Source organism: Arthrobacter sp. TJ-178 (assembly GCF_058269275.1).
Genome location: NZ_JBZCNK010000005.1, coordinates 392,367 through 407,001, shown reverse-complemented (window position 1 = coordinate 407,001; position 14,635 = coordinate 392,367). Strand labels below are relative to the sequence as shown.

The following is a 14,635-nucleotide window of genomic DNA, read 5'->3' as shown; positions in this document are numbered from 1 at the left end:
CGCCCGGTCCCATTCCGAACCCGGAAGCTAAGACCCACAGCGCCGATGGTACTGCATCCGGGAGGGTGTGGGAGAGTAGGTCACCGCCGGACAATATTTGGTTGAGAGGTTCAGGCCCGCACCGTATGGTGCGGGCCTGAACTGTTTAACACCCCGAGTTTTTGGCGGAATACCGCCTGTCCCCGACAGGTGGGCAATCTCTCATAAAGCCGCTGAACCCGGTGAAACGCCGGCCCTGGGAAGCCGGTAACCAGGACTCGTGATCAACCGGAGCGCTGCGGCCGGCAACGCTGCAGGTGGGGAGTCTCACCTATTCCCAGCCACCCTGCACGGCACGGGACAACGATCTTCGAAGCCGACTGCACTAGAATCAAACTGTGCCTGTTTTAGGCCCCATAAACTTTGAACCAACTTTATATATCCATAGTGACGAGCGACTGCAGTAAATTCCGTTGGTCGGCTCACGACGAGAGGAACTCACCAGCATGTCAGAGCAAAATAACAGGGATCAGCGCAGCGAAGGAACCAACTCTGCCCGCAACAGCAGCTCGTCAGATCGACGCGATGACCGCGGTCGTCCTGCAACCAATGACCGCAATGCACCCAAGCGTTTCGAAGACCGCAAGCCTTCCTTCGGCGGCCGTCCGGCACGTGACGGTGAGCGCAAGTCCTTCGGAGAGCGCGGAGCCTCTTCTGAGCGCAAGCCTTATTCCAAGGATGGCAAGCCGTCCTTCGGTGACCGTCCGGCCCGTGGCGGCGATGACCGCCGTCCGGCGCGCGATAACGACCGGAAGCCTTCTTTCGGTGACCGTAAGCCGTCGTTTGGTGGGGACGATCGTCGTCCGCCGCGTGATGGTGAGCGTAAGTCCTTCGGTGACCGTGACCGTAAGCCTTCCTTCGGCGACCGTCCGGCCCGTGGCGGCGATGACCGCCGTCCGGCACGCGATAACGATCGGAAGCCTTCTTTTGGTGACCGTAAGCCGTCCTTTGGTGGGGACGATCGTCGTCCGCCGCGTGATGGTGAGCGTAAGTCCTTCGGTGACCGTGACCGTAAGCCGTCTTTCGGTGACCGTCCGGCCCGTGGCGGCGATGACCGCCGTCCGGCACGCGACAATGACCGGAAGCCTTCTTTTGGTGACCGTAAGCCGTCCTTTGGTGGGGACGATCGTCGTCCGCCGCGTGATGGTGAGCGTAAGTCCTTCGGTGACCGTGACCGTAAGCCGTCTTTCGGTGACCGTCCGGCCCGTGGCGGCGATGACCGCCGTCCGGCGCGTGACAATGATCGGAAGCCTTCTTTTGGTGACCGTAAGCCGTCCTTTGGTGGGGACGATCGTCGTCCGCCGCGTGATGGTGAGCGTAAGTCCTTCGGTGACCGTGACCGTAAGCCGTCTTTCGGTGACCGTCCGGCCCGTGGCGGCGATGACCGCCGTCCGGCACGCGACAATGACCGTAAGCCCTCTTTCGGCAAGGACAACAACCGCCGTCCGGAGCGGAGCGAGGACGCTCCCGTCACTGAGCGCAAGCACAATGCCCGCGACCTGCGCAGCGCCAACCGCCCGGACCGTGAGCGTTCGCCGGAAATCGATGATGACGTCACAGGACAGGAACTGGACAAGGTCACCCGCGCCCAGCTGCGTGTCCTGGAGGAAGTCAACGGCGAGTGGGTCTCCAAGCACCTGGTCATGGCAGGACGCCTGATCGACATCGATCCCGAACTGGCCTTCCAGCATGCGCTGGCGGCCAGCCGCCGCGGCGGACGCATGGCTGCGGTCCGCGAAGCAGTTGCACTGACCGCCTATGCCTCCGAGAACTTCGCTGAGGCGCTGCGCGAATTCCGCACCTACCGCCGCATCAGCGGCTCCAACGCCTACCTGGCGATGATGGCCGACTGCGAACGCGGTCTCGGCCGTCCGGACCGCGCCCTGGACATCTCGCGCTCGGACGAAGCGAAGGAACTGGATACCGCCGGCCAGGTGGACATGGCGATCGTAGCTTCGGGTGCCCGCATGGACATGGAGCAGTACGACGCCGCCGTGACCGCACTGGAAATCCCGCAGCTGGATAAGAACCGTGCATTCTCCTTCAGCCCCCGCCTGTTCCGTGCCTACGCCGACGCCCTGGAGCTCGCAGACCGCAACGAAGAAGCCGAGCAGTGGCGCAACCGTGCACTGCTGGCCGAAAAGGCACTGGGCATCGGCGAGTTCGCTGAGCCGGACATCTACGACCTCGACGACGAAGAGGAAAAGCCGGAGAAGCCGCGCCGTGCCCGCGAAGACCGTGAGGAGCGAAGCGGTGCAGAGCGTTCCGACACTCCGTTCGCAGCTCCGGCCGAAACCGAGCCTGCAGATGCGCTCGGCGATCTGGATCTGACGGACGACGTCGACACGTTGCCTTCCGATGACCAGGAAGGCGTGATTGGTGTCCTCGAAGCCGAGGAAGAGGACGACGACAACACCGTCGAACAGCACGACGACGGCAATGACAACGACGAATTCTCCGCCGACGCACCCTCGGGCGACGTCGACGAGGACCGCGCGTAGCATCATGCAGTCCACCGCGCTGATTGCCGGATACGACGCCGTCCTGTCGGACTTGGACGGCGTCGTCTACGCGGGTCCGCACGCCATTGAGGGTGCCGTCGAGGCGCTGCAGCGTCTCGACGGCGTGGGTGTGCAGCTCGCCTACGTCACCAACAATGCCTCGCGTTCCTCCGAAACCGTGGCCGCGCATCTGCGCGAGCTGGGGGCGCCGGCAACAGCGGAGACCGTGTTCGGTTCGGCGCAGGCCGGTGCGGAGCTGCTGGCAGCTTCCGTTCCGGTCGGCGCAACGGTCCTGGTAACCGGAAGCGCCTGGCTTACCGAGCAGGTGCGCGAACAGGGGCTGGTCCCGGTGCTTTCCGCCGATGACCGCCCCGACGCCGTCATCCAGGGCTTTGATCCCGCACTCGGCTGGAAAGACCTCGCGGAGGCGGCCTTCGCCGTCGGCCGCGGTGCCGTATGGGTCGCCACGAATACCGATATGTCCATTCCGCAGGCCCGGGGCATCGCTCCGGGCAACGGAACCCTCGTTGCCGCCGTCGCTGCGGCCACGGGCAGGACGCCCCTGGTGGCAGGAAAGCCGGAGGCACCGCTGTTCCGAACGGCGGCACGCCACCTGGACGCGAAGACGCCCCTGGTTGTGGGCGACCGCCTGGACACCGATATCCTTGGCGGCAATAACGCCGGGTTTGCCACCGCAATGGTGCTTACCGGGGTCGACACCCCGCAGACCGCGCTGGCTGCCCGCACGGCGGAACGGCCAACCTATCTCCTCGAAAACCTTGACGCGCTTTACCAGCCCTACCCGGCGGTGGAAGTGCTCGACGGCGTGGCGCGCTGCGGTGCCGCAACCGCCCGGGTGACCGGGGGCATTGTGGAGATTTCCGGGAACCGCAGCGATTTGGACAGCTGGCGGGCAGCCTGCGCCGCGTGGTGGCGCGCCCTCCCGGACGAGGAAAACGCCACCGCACCCGAGCTCAGCTGGAGTGTCAGCACCGACGGATAAGCTGGGATCCAAACGTCGGAACAAGGGATGGGCAGACGCCGCATGCAGAACACTAGCGAAGATTTCCGGGTTTCCGCCGGCCCCTGGCCCGACGGCGGGACGCAGACGGAGGACCCGGCGGTCAACGCTGCCCTGGCGGTTCTTGGACACCTTCCGGACCTGCCTTCCACCGGCCACCATGCCGTTTACTCCGCGCTCCATGACAGCCTGATGGCCGAACTGACCGCCGAACCGCCAGAGGAGCGATAGTACGTGCCAAGACTCGACCAGGAACTGGTTGCCAGGGGACTGGCCCGCTCCCGGACCCATGCGGCCAAACTTATTGCCGCAGGCCGGGTCTCCCGCGGGGGCTCCGTCCTGGGCAAAGCCTCGGTGTCGGTGACCGGCGAGGATGCGCTCTCAGTGCTCGACGACGGCATCCCCGACTACGTCAGCCGCGCCGGACACAAACTTGCCGGCGCCCTGGATGCTTTTCCGCAGGTGCAGCCGGCCGGGCAGCGCTGCCTGGATGCCGGAGCCTCCACCGGAGGTTTCACCGACGTCCTGCTGCGGCGCGGAGCCGCACATGTGGTGGCGGTGGACGTGGGCCACGATCAACTGGTGGATGTCCTGCGCCGGGACCCCCGGGTCGAGGTCCATGAAGGCCTGAATGTCCGTTACCTGGATCCGGAGGCAATTGGAGGACAGGTGGACCTCACCGTCGCTGATCTTTCCTTCATCTCCCTGACCATGGTGGTGGCGGCGCTGGCCAAAGCCACGCGCCCCGGCGGCAGCATGCTGCTCATGGTCAAGCCGCAGTTTGAAGTGGGCCGTGAGAAGCTGGAGAAAGCCGGCGTGGTCCTCGATCCGCAAAAGCACCGGCTGGCCGTTGCCCGCGTGGTTGAATCAGCCCTGGCTGAAAACCTGGACATCGCCGGACTGGCGCCCAGCCCGCTGCCGGGACAGAACGGAAACGTGGAGTTCTTCCTGTGGCTGCAGGTTCCGGAGCAGGGAGACCCTGCGACGGAAAAGCCCGCCGATGCACAGGAAGCCGCACGGCGTTTGGTGGATGAGGCCTTTGACGGGTTTGATGGAGCCGGACATAATCCGGCTGATCGGGTTGCAGGCGGGGAACGCACCGCAGAAGACTGACGGATTTCCAACCAGCTCCCTCGGGGGCGGAACAGGACACAACAGACATGAGCAGACGGATACTCGTGCTGGCCCACACCGGCCGGCAGGCTGCCATGACTGCGGCCCAGGAAGCCTGCACACAGCTTCACGCCTCCGGGCTGACCCCGGTCATGCGGCGCAAGGACCTGGAGGACATCCAGGCGGTATACGGCGTCCTGACGGCCCCCACGGAAATCCTTGATGAAGACGTCTCCCTGGACGGGGTGGACCTGGGCATGGTCCTGGGCGGAGACGGCACCATCCTGCGCGCCGCCGAGCTCGTCCGCGACACCAACGTTCCGCTGCTCGGGGTGAACTTGGGCCACGTGGGATTCCTGGCCGAAAGCGAGCGCGCCGATCTGGAACAGACGGTCCACTGGGTTGTGGAGCGCGCCTACACGGTGGAAGAACGGATGACCATTGACGTCAAGGTCTGGTTTGAAGACCGGCTCATCGTTCACACCTGGGCCCTGAACGAAGCTGCCGTGGAAAAGGCGGACCGGCAGCGGATGCTCGAAGTGGTGGTGGAAGTGGACGGCCGGCCCATCAGCTCCTTCGGCTGCGACGGCGTTGTCCTGGCCACGCCCACCGGATCCACCGCCTACTCCTTCTCCGCCGGCGGCCCCGTGGTGTGGCCCGAAGTGGAAGCCCTCCTCATTGCTCCGATCAGCGCCCATGCGCTTTTTTCCCGGCCGCTCGTCGTCGCCCCGGATTCACTCCTTGCCGTGGAAATCCTGACCCGGACCAATGCCGCCGGAGTGCTCTGGTGCGACGGGCGCCGCAGTGCCGAACTCCCGGCCGGAGCGCGGGTGGAAGTGACCCGCTCCAACATTCCCGTGCGGCTGGCCCGCACCCATGCCACGCCGTTCTCCGAGCGGCTGGTCCGCAAGTTCCAGCTGCCCACCCAAGGCTGGCGCGGTCCTGTCGGCAGCCCCGGAGACCTCTCGGACAGCGTGGAACTGACGCGTCTGACCGAGCGCGGAGGGCCGGCACATGATTGAGGAAATTCGTATCCGCGACCTCGGCGTCATCACGGACGCCACCTTGGAGCTGGGCCCCGGATTCACCGTGGTGACCGGTGAAACAGGCGCGGGTAAAACCATGGTCATCACCGCCCTGGGCATGCTCCTGGGGGCCCGGACCGACGCCGGAGCCGTGCGCACGGGCGCCAAGGCGGCACTGGCAGAAGCCGTGGTCCGGCTTCCTCCGGACAACGCCGCAGTGTCCCGTGCGGAAGACGCCGGCGCCGAGCTGGAAACGTACAACGGCATCACCGAGCTGATGCTTGCCCGGACTGTGAACGCTGCGGGGAGAAGCCGTGCCCACGTGGGCGGGCGGTCCGCTCCGGTGGGCGTGCTCGCGGAAGTGGGCCAGCATCTTGTCGCAGTTCACGGCCAGTCGGACCAGCTTCGACTCAAGAGCACTGCCGCGCAGCGAGAGGCGCTGGACAAGTATGCCGGCCCGGCGCTTGCCTCCGTGCTCTCCTCCTACCAAACGGATTATGCCCGCTGGCGGGCAGCGGTTGCCGAGCTCGCGGGCCTGCGGGACCAGGCGCGCGAGCGGCTGCGGGAAGCCGAGTACCTCTCGGCCTCGCTGGAGGAAATCGACGCGCTGGAACTGCTGCCGGGCGAAGACGAAACACTGAAGACCGAAGCGGTCCGCCTGAACAACTTTGAAGAACTGCGAACCGCTGCGGAAGGCGCCCACCAGGCGCTGATCGCAGGGGACTTTGCCGACGGAACCGATGCCACCTCCCTGGTGGACGGTGCCAAACGCCAGCTCGAAATGGCCGGGGAGCACGATCCCGCCCTGGCAGACTCCGCAAAACGGCTGGCCGAGGTTGGCTACGTCCTGGCCGACATTGCCACCGAGCTGGCCAGCTACAGTGCATCCCTGGACGGGGAAGGCCCCGAACGGCTCGCTGAAGTCGAATCCCGGCGCGCTGAAATCTCGGCCCTCACGCGGAAGTTTGCCCCGTCCGTGGACGAAGTCCTGGAGTGGGCCGAAACCAGCCGGGTCCGGCTGGCCGAACTGGGGGATGACAGCACCCGGATCGAGGCGCTGGAAGCGGAAATTGCCGACCTCCAGGCGACCCTCACCGCCGCCGCGGCGGACCTCACCAAGCTGCGGACCGAAGCTGCCGCTGACCTCGCCCAGCGGGTCAGCGACGAGCTCTCGGCCCTGGCCATGGCCAACGCCAACCTGCTCATCGAAGTGATGCCGGTGGAGGAGCTGAGCGTGCACGGGGCGGACAGCATCTCCTTCCTGCTCCAGCCGCACCCCGGTGCACCGGCGAGGCCGCTGGGCAAGGGCGCATCGGGCGGTGAACTCTCCCGGGTCATGCTCGCGATCGAGGTGGTGCTGGCCGCCGTCGACCCCGTGCCGACCTTCATCTTCGACGAAGTCGACTCCGGCGTAGGCGGCAAGGCCGCGGTGGAAATCGGCCGCCGGCTGGCCATGCTGGCCAAACATGTGCAGGTGATTGTGGTCACCCACCTTCCCCAGGTGGCGGCGTTTGCCGACCATCACATCCGGGTCATCAAAACGTCCGCGACGGGGGAAGATGGAACAGGGGTCACCGCCAGCGACGTCACCGTTCTGGACGATGCGGAGCGGATCAAGGAACTTGCCAGGATGCTTGCGGGCCAGGAGGACTCAGAGTCCGCCCGGGCACACGCCGTCGAGCTCCTGGCGGCGGCGGGACATCCGCCGCAGAAGCAGTCCAGTGCAGACAAATAACCAGTGCAGACAAAATCAGATCTACAAAAGGTGATAGGCTCGAACTCCGTGGTGCAGCGATCAAATTCCAGGTTTCCCAAGTCGTCTTCTACGACCAAACACATCTTCGTCACCGGTGGCGTGGCGTCCTCACTTGGCAAGGGACTGACAGCGTCAAGTCTCGGCCATCTGTTGAGGTCGCGCGGCATAGCGGTGACCATGCAGAAGCTCGATCCCTACCTCAATGTGGATCCGGGCACAATGAACCCCTTCCAGCACGGCGAAGTCTTCGTGACCGACGACGGCGCCGAGACTGACCTCGACATTGGCCATTACGAGCGGTTCCTTGACGAGAGCCTCGACGGCTCCGCCAACGTAACCACCGGCCAGGTCTACTCCACGGTCATCGCCAAGGAACGCCGCGGCGAATACCTGGGCGACACCGTGCAGGTCATTCCGCACATCACCGACGAGATCAAGCGCCGGATGCGCCTGCCCTCCGAGGCGAAGAAGACCCCCGACGTCATCATTACCGAAATCGGCGGCACGGTTGGCGACATCGAGTCCCAGCCCTTCCTGGAAGCAGCACGCCAGGTGCGCCAGGACATCGGCCGCAACAACGTTTTCTTCCTGCACGTTTCCCTCGTGCCGTACATCGGTCCGTCCCAGGAACTGAAGACCAAGCCGACGCAGCATTCCGTTGCTGCCCTGCGTTCCATCGGCATCCAGCCGGACGCGATCGTCATCCGTTCGGACCGCCCGGTGCCCGATGCCATGCGCGCCAAGATCGGCCGCATGTGCGACGTGGACGTTGACGCCGTCGTCGGCTGCCCGGATGCCCCGAGCATCTATGACATCCCCAAGACCCTTCACTCCCAGGGCCTGGACGCGTACATCGTCCAGCACCTGGACCTGAAGTTCAAGGACGTCAACTGGACCAAGTGGGACAAGCTCCTCGAGGTTGTCCACAACCCGAAGCACCACGTGAACATTGCCCTCGTGGGCAAGTACGTGGACCTGCCGGATGCCTATCTTTCCGTCACCGAGGCACTGCGTGCCGGCGGTTTCGCGAACAAGACCAAGGTCAACATCCGCTGGGTTCCCTCGGATGAGTGTGCAACGCCCGAAGGAGCCGCAGCTGCGCTGGGTGACGTTGACGCCATCTGTGTTCCCGGCGGCTTCGGCATCCGCGGCCTGGAGGGCAAGCTCGGCGCGTTGACGTACGCCCGGGAGAACAAGCTCCCGACCCTGGGCCTGTGCCTTGGCCTGCAGTGCATGGTCATCGAGTACGCCCGGAACGTGGTGGGCATGGAAGGCGCGTCCTCCTCGGAGTTCGAACCGGACACCAAGTATCCGGTCATCGCCACCATGGCGGAGCAGAAGCACATTGTCTCCGGCGAGGGTGACATGGGCGGAACGATGCGCCTGGGCCTGTGGGACGCCAAGCTTGAAGAGGGCTCGGTTGTTGCCAAGACCTACGGCAAGACCGCAGTGGCCGAGCGCCACCGCCACCGCTACGAGGTCAACAACGAGTACCGCGACCAGATTGCCGAGGCAGGCCTGTCCTTCTCCGGCACCACCGTTGACGGCGGACTCGTGGAGTTCGTTGAACTTCCGGCGGACGTGCACCCGTACTACGTCTCCACGCAGGCGCACCCGGAGCTCAGCTCCCGCCCGACGCGCCCGCACCCGCTCTTCGCCGGTTTGGTAAAGGCCGCCCTGGCTCGCCAGAACGGAAAGGGCTAGCACCTGATGAGTGAGACCAGAGGGTTCGCCGACGAACGCAGTCCCCGGCGCCTGTTGGATTCGCATGTGGAATACACCGGGCGGGTCTGGGACGTGGTCAGCGAGACATTCAAGCTGACTGACGACGGCGAACCCCTGGTCCGCGATTACATCCGCCATCCCGGCGCGGTGGCCATTCTGGCGCTGAACGATGCCGGACAGGTACTGCTGATCAACCAGTACCGCCATCCGGTGCGGATGACCCTCTGGGAAATCCCTGCCGGCCTGCTGGACATCGACGGCGAGGACTTTCAGGTGGGTGCTGCCCGCGAGCTGGCCGAAGAAGCGGACATCCAGGCCGCTGAATGGAACGTCCTCACCGATCTGTTCCTTTCCCCGGGCTCCTCCCGCGAAGCCCTGCGGATTTACCTGGCCCGCGGCATTACCGAGGTTCCCGAAGCGGACCGCCATGCGCGGACCGACGAGGAAGCGGAAATTCATTCCATGTGGGTGGATCTGGACGAGGCCGTGCAGGCAGCACTGGACGGCCGGCTGCACAGCCCCTCCGCGGTTGCCGGAGTCCTGGCTGCAGCGGCAGCGCGTCCCTCCGGTTTCGCGAACCTGCGCCCGGGCGACGCTCCCTGGCCCGAACACCACACCCAGCACTCCACGTGGCCGCAGGGCCCTGTTCTTTAGGATTTCAGACCGTTATGGCCGCCTCCGATCTACCTGCTGGCGGACATCATGCTGCGCCGGCACCAGCGAGCACTCCTTCCCCGACCCAGCCGCCGTCCGCGGCTGTGCACAACGACACGGAAGTGTTTGGGTTCCCTCCGCTGAATGCCACCATGCGCCTGGACTCGCCCGCGGAACTCCTCCGGGCCGCCCTGGCGCAGGACGCTGCCCAGGCGTCCGCCTCGGCTGAGGGTGAGGCGGACGCGCCCGGCACGGCAGCTGCTCCGATCCGGCCGGCGCAGGACAAGCCAGCCCCTTCAAAAACTCCCAAAACCCCCAAGGCTGCCACCCCCAAAGGCCCCTCAGCTGCGGAAGAACTCCGCAGTACCGCCGTCGGCCGTGAAATCAGCGGCTACCTGCAGCACATGGCTGTGGAACGCGGCCTGGCCGTCAATACTTTGGATGCTTACCGCCGCGACCTGCTGCGCTACGCGCGTTTCCTGGCCTCGCGCGGCGTGGAGGACATCGCCCGCATCTCCCGCCATGATGTCACCGCCTTTGCGCAATCCATCGCGGAAGGGTCCGACGGCGCCTCCGCGCTAAGCGTCCGCTCGGCGGCCCGCACCATTGTCGCCGTCCGCGGCCTGCACAAATTCTGGGCGCTGGAAGGGCTGGCCACCACGGACCCGGCGGCAGATGTGCATCCGCCGCTTCCCGGCAAGCGGCTGCCCAAGGCGATCAGCGTCAACGAAGTCACGCGGATCCTCGAAGCCGTATCCACCGAAACCCCCACCGGGCTCCGTGACCGGGCGCTGCTGGAATTCCTGTACTCCACCGGAGCCCGCATCAGCGAAGCCGTGGGCCTGGACATTGACGACCTCTCGCTGGAACGCATTCCGGCCAACGGCCCTGACGTCGTGCGGCTCTTTGGAAAGGGCTCCAAGGAACGGCTGGTGCCGCTGGGCTCCTACGCGGCACGTGCCCTGGACGAGTACCTGGTGCGCGGCCGCCCCGCTGCTGCAGTGAAGGGCAAAGGCACTCCGGCCCTGTTCTTGAACGCCCGCGGCGGACGCCTGAGCCGGCAGAGCGCCTGGACCATCCTGAAGAATGCCGCGGAAAAGGCCGACATCGGCCGTGATGTTTCCCCGCACACCCTCCGCCACTCTTTCGCCACCCACCTGTTGGAGGGCGGCGCCGACGTGCGGGTGGTCCAGGAGCTGCTTGGCCACGCCTCCGTAACCACGACGCAGGTCTACACCCTGGTCACTGCCGAGACCCTGCGTGAGGTTTACGCCGCCGCGCACCCCAGGGCACTGTGACGGCATTCCGGGCCGCTCCCGTGGTGCTCTGCTTCCTCTTCCGCGACACGGAGCAGAGCGGTCCCGAGGTCCTGATGGGACTGAAAAAGACCGGCTTCGGCCTGGGCCGGGTGGTCACCCTCGGCGGGCACATCGAGCCGGGGGAAACCCCGGAACAGGCTGCCGTCCGCGAGGTGGAGGAAGAGTCCGGGTTGTTGCTCCGGGAAACGGACCTGCAGCGGGCCGGCACCATTGAGTGGATCTTTCCCGCACAACCCGGGCTGGATATGTCCACCATCCTGTTCCGGGCCCGCCGCTGGGAGGGTGAACCGGTGGAGACTGATGAAATCCGCCCGGCCTGGTATGCGCCCGGCGAAATGCCCTACGCCAGCATGTGGCCGGATTCGGCCCACTGGATGCCCCGCCTGCTCGCGGGGGAGTATTTCGACGCCGTCGTGACCATAGCTGATGACAATGAAAGCGTTGCCGGCGTCGTCTTCTCCTGATCCCCTACCCGCGCTCCTGAACAAATAAGCCGTGCGGGAACTAGGCTGCTGCCGCCGGCCCCAACCGGTCCGCGGCCCGGCTCCCGGAGCCTGAATCCTGCACTGCCGTGACCTTGGCAAGTCCGGTGGTGGGCATTCCGACGTACATGGACTCTGCCCGGTCCACCACAAACGTCTCGTGCCAAATGCCCACGCTACCGGGCGCCTTCCGGGCAGCCCGGTTGAAGGCGGCCCACGCGGGCCGGTGCTCTGCGCTGGGTTGGGACGCGTAGGCATAGAGCTGCTCCGGGGTCTTCCAGTACTGGATTACCGTTGGGCCGCCGGAACCGACCGTGATCCGGTAGCCCAGGAGGCCGGACTCCGGGTCGGCGGAGAGCTCAGCGAGCATCCGCGGCATGGCCGCGAAGGCCGGCAGCCACAGGTCCGGCCGCCAGGGTTTGTTGATCCGCATGCCGATCAGGAAAACCACAAGCGGGCCGTCGTGCGAATGGTTTCTGCGCTGGGGATAGATGCGAGCCATGACGGCTCCCTCCGGATGTCTGGATAGTGATGGTATCCAAACTAGAGAGTTACACTATCCAGCACAAGGGGGTTTGTATGCGTATCTCAGAACTGGCCGAGCAGAGCAGTGTCCCGGTGGCCACCATCAAGTACTACCTGCGCGTTGGACTGCTCCATGACGGCCGCCTCACCGCGCCCCGCCAGGCGCAGTACGATGACAGTCATCTGGGCAGGCTCCGTTTGGTCCGCGCTCTTTTGGGACCGGGAAATCTTTCTGTGACCGAAGCGGGAAACGTCCTGCAGCAGCTGGATGATCCGCCGGAATCCGCGCATGACCTGCTGGGGATCGCGGCCCACGCGGCGGCGGCGCTGCCGGAGTCCTCCACGAGCCACCCCCGGGCCGATGCCCTGCTGGAGAAGTGGGGATGGAGCGTGGATCCCGAAGACCATGACTCCCGCTCCCGTCTGGAACAGGCACTTCGGGGACTCGAGGATGCAGGATTTGAGCCACCCGAAGGGTTTCTGGACATGTATGCCTCGGCCATGGGCAAGGTTGCCGCCCGTGAGGTGGAAGAGGTTCCCCGGGGCAGCCCCGCTGCAGCACTGAGGTACGTCATGCTCGGGACGGTCCTGGTGGAGCCGCTGCTGCTGGCACTGCGGCGGCTGGCCCATCAGGATGCCTCCGCACGGATCTTTTCGGCAGCCCCGCCTGCTGTTCCTGCCGAAGACATCCGGCGGGAATGATTCCCTGAGATTAGGACGAACGCTCTGCTTGGTCGCTCCCTAACCGAGTGACCTGAACTCCACGGCCCAACGGGTTTCCGCATCGGAGGCGACGGTAATCATGAGCCCTGTGCCGAACTCATAGGGTTCCACACCGCTGAAGATCTTCACCTGCCCGCAATCCACGTCGGCGGGCGCTCCTCCGGCCATCGAGACGGAGACGGTTCCGGTGTCACAGAGAAAGCTCGCAGCTATCGGCCCCGAAACGATGGGATCGAATCTCAGACTGCCCTCTTCGCCGGCGGAAACGGCTCCTCCGCCCATTCGGGTCTCTGTAAATTCCCCGTCCCCGCGTTGGGACGTGATGTCCTGCTGCAGCTGATAAACCTCGTCAGCCCAGGCATCCGCGGGATCCGGCGCCGTTGGCCGCCCATCGGCACTGCAGGAGACAGCAAAAACCGCCGAAGCAGCAAGAATCAAGGTTAGTTCCCAGCCTGGCTTCATGGTTTTTCCTTCCGGGTTAGCAGGAACTGTATACGCCGGACGGGAGAGTCCAAACACGCAAGCGCCCACCGCAGGAATTCCTGCAGCGGGCGCTTGCGGAGCGCGAAGCTGTGGCTGGTTAGCCCACGTGCCGTTCCTCAGGGCCGTCATAGGCGCTGAGCGGGCGGATCAGGGAATTGGCTTCCAGCTGCTCCATGATGTGTGCCGTCCAGCCGGTGATCCGGGCGGCCACGAACAGCGGCGTGAAGGTGGGCGTATCAAAACCCATCATGTGGTAAACCGGTCCGGCCGGGTAATCCAGGTTCGGCAGGATGTTCTTGCGCTCACCCATGGCGGACTCCAGTGCCGTGTACAGCTCGCCCAGGTCCTCCCGGTTGTAGTGCTTGACCATCTTGTCCATGGACGCCTTCATGGTGGGCACCCGCGAGTCGCCGTTCTTGTACACGCGGTGGCCGAAGCCCATGATCTTCTTTTTGTCCGCCAGTGCGGTGTCCAGCCAGCCCGCCGCGTGGGCGGCAACATCGCCGTCGCCCGCGCTGGCGGTGATCTCCTCGAAGGTGTGCATGACGGCCTCGTTGGCGCCGCCGTGCAGCGGGCCCTTGAGGGCGCCGATCGCACCGGTGACCGCCGAGTGCAGGTCCGAGAGGGTGGAGGTGATGACGCGGCCCGTGAACGTGGAGGCGTTGAAGGAGTGCTCCGCGTACAGGATCATCGACACATTGAACGCTTCCACCACCTCGGGGGCGGCTTCCTCGCCGAAGGTCATCCAGAGGAAGTTCGCCGAGTAGTCCAGATCGTCGCGGGGTTCCACCACGTCCTGGCCGCGGCGGCGGCGCTGGTCATAGGCCACCACTGCAGGCATGGCAGCGAAGAGGCTTACCGACTTTTCCATGTTGGCCTGCACCGAGGAATCCTCGGCCAGCTCATGGGAGGCACCCAGGACGGAGGCGGCCGTGCGGCAGACATCCATCGGATGGCAGGTCACCGGCAGGGCGTCGATAACGGCCTTCAGCTCGGGGGAGAGAGCCCGCTGGGCACGCTCACCCGACGTGAACTCAGCGAGCTCATCGGCGGTGGGCAGCTCGCCGTTCCACAGCAGGTAAGCCACCTCCTCGAAGCTGCAGTGCGCAGCCAGTTCCTGGACCGGGTAGCCGCGGTACAGCAGCGAGTTGGATTCCGGGTTGACCTTGGAAATGCTGGTCGTGTCCACGAGGACACCGGCCAGTCCCTTGTGGATTTGCTCATCTGTCATAACGAAAGACTCCTTTGTCGCGGTGGGGGTGCTGCTGG

At 65.4% G+C, this 14,635-nt stretch carries 15 protein-coding genes and 1 rRNA gene; 12 read left to right on the top strand and 4 right to left on the bottom strand.

What is annotated here, in order from left to right; translation table 11 throughout:
• A 5S ribosomal RNA gene (gene rrf, locus AC4D2Q_RS15565) occupies positions 1-92 on the top strand; the annotation flags it as partial.
• Between the two features lie 459 nt (positions 93-551).
• On the opposite strand, the gene AC4D2Q_RS15560 is transcribed toward rrf, so the two are convergent.
• Positions 552-1,730: a hypothetical protein gene (locus AC4D2Q_RS15560; protein WP_490947369.1), complete on the bottom strand. Its 1,179-nt coding sequence runs from the start codon at positions 1,728-1,730 to the stop codon at positions 552-554.
• Here AC4D2Q_RS15560 and AC4D2Q_RS15555 point away from each other — a divergent pair.
• The 10 genes from AC4D2Q_RS15555 to AC4D2Q_RS15510 all read left to right on the top strand — a co-directional run bounded on the left by AC4D2Q_RS15555 (position 1,683) and on the right by AC4D2Q_RS15510 (position 11,617).
• Positions 1,683-2,540, top strand: a complete 858-nt coding sequence (locus AC4D2Q_RS15555) for a hypothetical protein (protein WP_490947368.1) — start codon at positions 1,683-1,685, stop codon at positions 2,538-2,540. The genes AC4D2Q_RS15560 and AC4D2Q_RS15555 overlap by 48 nt on opposite strands.
• A gap of 4 nt (positions 2,541-2,544) precedes the next feature.
• On the top strand, positions 2,545-3,543 hold the full coding sequence (locus tag AC4D2Q_RS15550; RefSeq protein WP_490947367.1) for an HAD-IIA family hydrolase: 999 nt from the start codon (positions 2,545-2,547) through the stop codon (positions 3,541-3,543).
• 42 nt (positions 3,544-3,585) lie between these two features.
• Positions 3,586-3,792: a hypothetical protein gene (locus tag AC4D2Q_RS15545; protein WP_490924888.1), complete on the top strand. Its 207-nt coding sequence runs from the start codon at positions 3,586-3,588 to the stop codon at positions 3,790-3,792.
• Between the two features lie 3 nt (positions 3,793-3,795).
• On the top strand, positions 3,796-4,674 hold the full coding sequence (locus AC4D2Q_RS15540) for a TlyA family RNA methyltransferase (RefSeq protein WP_490947366.1): 879 nt from the start codon (positions 3,796-3,798) through the stop codon (positions 4,672-4,674).
• A 47-nt stretch (positions 4,675-4,721) separates the two neighbouring features.
• A complete protein-coding gene (locus tag AC4D2Q_RS15535) occupies positions 4,722-5,696 on the top strand; it encodes an NAD kinase (protein WP_490947365.1) in 975 nt (324 codons plus the stop codon).
• Positions 5,689-7,434 carry a DNA repair protein RecN gene (recN, locus tag AC4D2Q_RS15530; RefSeq protein ID WP_490947364.1) on the top strand — a complete coding sequence of 582 codons (1,746 nt, stop codon included), beginning with the start codon at positions 5,689-5,691 and terminating at the stop codon, positions 7,432-7,434. Before AC4D2Q_RS15535 ends, recN begins: the two co-directional genes overlap by 8 nt.
• A gap of 30 nt (positions 7,435-7,464) precedes the next feature.
• Complete coding sequence (gene pyrG, locus AC4D2Q_RS15525) at positions 7,465-9,159, top strand: CTP synthase (protein ID WP_490947380.1); 1,695 nt, start codon at positions 7,465-7,467, stop codon at positions 9,157-9,159.
• A gap of 6 nt (positions 9,160-9,165) precedes the next feature.
• The gene (locus AC4D2Q_RS15520) at positions 9,166-9,834 is read left to right on the top strand and encodes an NUDIX domain-containing protein (protein ID WP_490947363.1); all 669 of its coding nucleotides are present in this window, start codon (positions 9,166-9,168) and stop codon (positions 9,832-9,834) included.
• Between the two features lie 404 nt (positions 9,835-10,238).
• Positions 10,239-11,132: a site-specific tyrosine recombinase XerD gene (xerD, locus tag AC4D2Q_RS15515; RefSeq protein ID WP_490925982.1), complete on the top strand. Its 894-nt coding sequence runs from the start codon at positions 10,239-10,241 to the stop codon at positions 11,130-11,132.
• Positions 11,129-11,617, top strand: a complete 489-nt coding sequence (locus tag AC4D2Q_RS15510; RefSeq protein ID WP_490947362.1) for an 8-oxo-dGTP diphosphatase — start codon at positions 11,129-11,131, stop codon at positions 11,615-11,617. The genes xerD and AC4D2Q_RS15510 overlap by 4 nt, the downstream gene beginning before the upstream one ends.
• Before the next feature lie 40 nt (positions 11,618-11,657).
• Here AC4D2Q_RS15510 and AC4D2Q_RS15505 read toward each other — a convergent pair whose 3' ends face one another.
• On the bottom strand, positions 11,658-12,137 hold the full coding sequence (locus AC4D2Q_RS15505) for a DUF4188 domain-containing protein (RefSeq protein WP_490947361.1): 480 nt from the start codon (positions 12,135-12,137) through the stop codon (positions 11,658-11,660).
• A 77-nt stretch (positions 12,138-12,214) separates the two neighbouring features.
• Between AC4D2Q_RS15505 and AC4D2Q_RS15500 the strand changes: the two genes are divergently transcribed.
• Positions 12,215-12,862, top strand: coding sequence for a MerR family transcriptional regulator (locus AC4D2Q_RS15500; RefSeq protein ID WP_490947360.1), 648 nt, complete (start codon positions 12,215-12,217; stop codon positions 12,860-12,862).
• Between the two features lie 39 nt (positions 12,863-12,901).
• Here the strand turns inward: AC4D2Q_RS15500 and AC4D2Q_RS15495 are convergent, their stop codons facing one another.
• Together AC4D2Q_RS15495 and AC4D2Q_RS15490 are read right to left on the bottom strand one after the other, a co-directional pair.
• Positions 12,902-13,345, bottom strand: coding sequence for a hypothetical protein (locus AC4D2Q_RS15495; RefSeq protein WP_490947359.1), 444 nt, complete (start codon positions 13,343-13,345; stop codon positions 12,902-12,904).
• A 118-nt stretch (positions 13,346-13,463) separates the two neighbouring features.
• Complete coding sequence (locus tag AC4D2Q_RS15490) at positions 13,464-14,597, bottom strand: bifunctional 2-methylcitrate synthase/citrate synthase (protein WP_490947358.1); 1,134 nt, start codon at positions 14,595-14,597, stop codon at positions 13,464-13,466.
• Positions 14,598-14,635 lie beyond the last annotated feature (38 nt).

Bases quoted from the DNA above. Each gene is read 5' to 3' on its own strand.
- AC4D2Q_RS15505 (WP_490947361.1), bottom strand. From the start codon at position 12,137: ATGGCTCGCATCTATCCCCAGCGCAGAAACCATTCGCACGACGGCCCG.
- AC4D2Q_RS15550 (WP_490947367.1), top strand. From the start codon at position 2,545: ATGCAGTCCACCGCGCTGATTGCCGGATACGACGCCGTCCTGTCGGAC.
- AC4D2Q_RS15520 (WP_490947363.1), top strand. From the start codon at position 9,166: ATGAGTGAGACCAGAGGGTTCGCCGACGAACGCAGTCCCCGGCGCCTG.
- recN (WP_490947364.1), top strand. From the start codon at position 5,689: ATGATTGAGGAAATTCGTATCCGCGACCTCGGCGTCATCACGGACGCC.
- AC4D2Q_RS15545 (WP_490924888.1), top strand. From the start codon at position 3,586: ATGCAGAACACTAGCGAAGATTTCCGGGTTTCCGCCGGCCCCTGGCCC.
- AC4D2Q_RS15560 (WP_490947369.1), bottom strand. From the start codon at position 1,730: ATGCTGGAAGGCCAGTTCGGGATCGATGTCGATCAGGCGTCCTGCCAT.
- AC4D2Q_RS15500 (WP_490947360.1), top strand. From the start codon at position 12,215: ATGCGTATCTCAGAACTGGCCGAGCAGAGCAGTGTCCCGGTGGCCACC.
- xerD (WP_490925982.1), top strand. From the start codon at position 10,239: ATGGCTGTGGAACGCGGCCTGGCCGTCAATACTTTGGATGCTTACCGC.
- AC4D2Q_RS15495 (WP_490947359.1), bottom strand. From the start codon at position 13,345: ATGAAGCCAGGCTGGGAACTAACCTTGATTCTTGCTGCTTCGGCGGTT.
- AC4D2Q_RS15555 (WP_490947368.1), top strand. From the start codon at position 1,683: ATGGCAGGACGCCTGATCGACATCGATCCCGAACTGGCCTTCCAGCAT.
- AC4D2Q_RS15535 (WP_490947365.1), top strand. From the start codon at position 4,722: ATGAGCAGACGGATACTCGTGCTGGCCCACACCGGCCGGCAGGCTGCC.
- AC4D2Q_RS15490 (WP_490947358.1), bottom strand. From the start codon at position 14,597: ATGACAGATGAGCAAATCCACAAGGGACTGGCCGGTGTCCTCGTGGAC.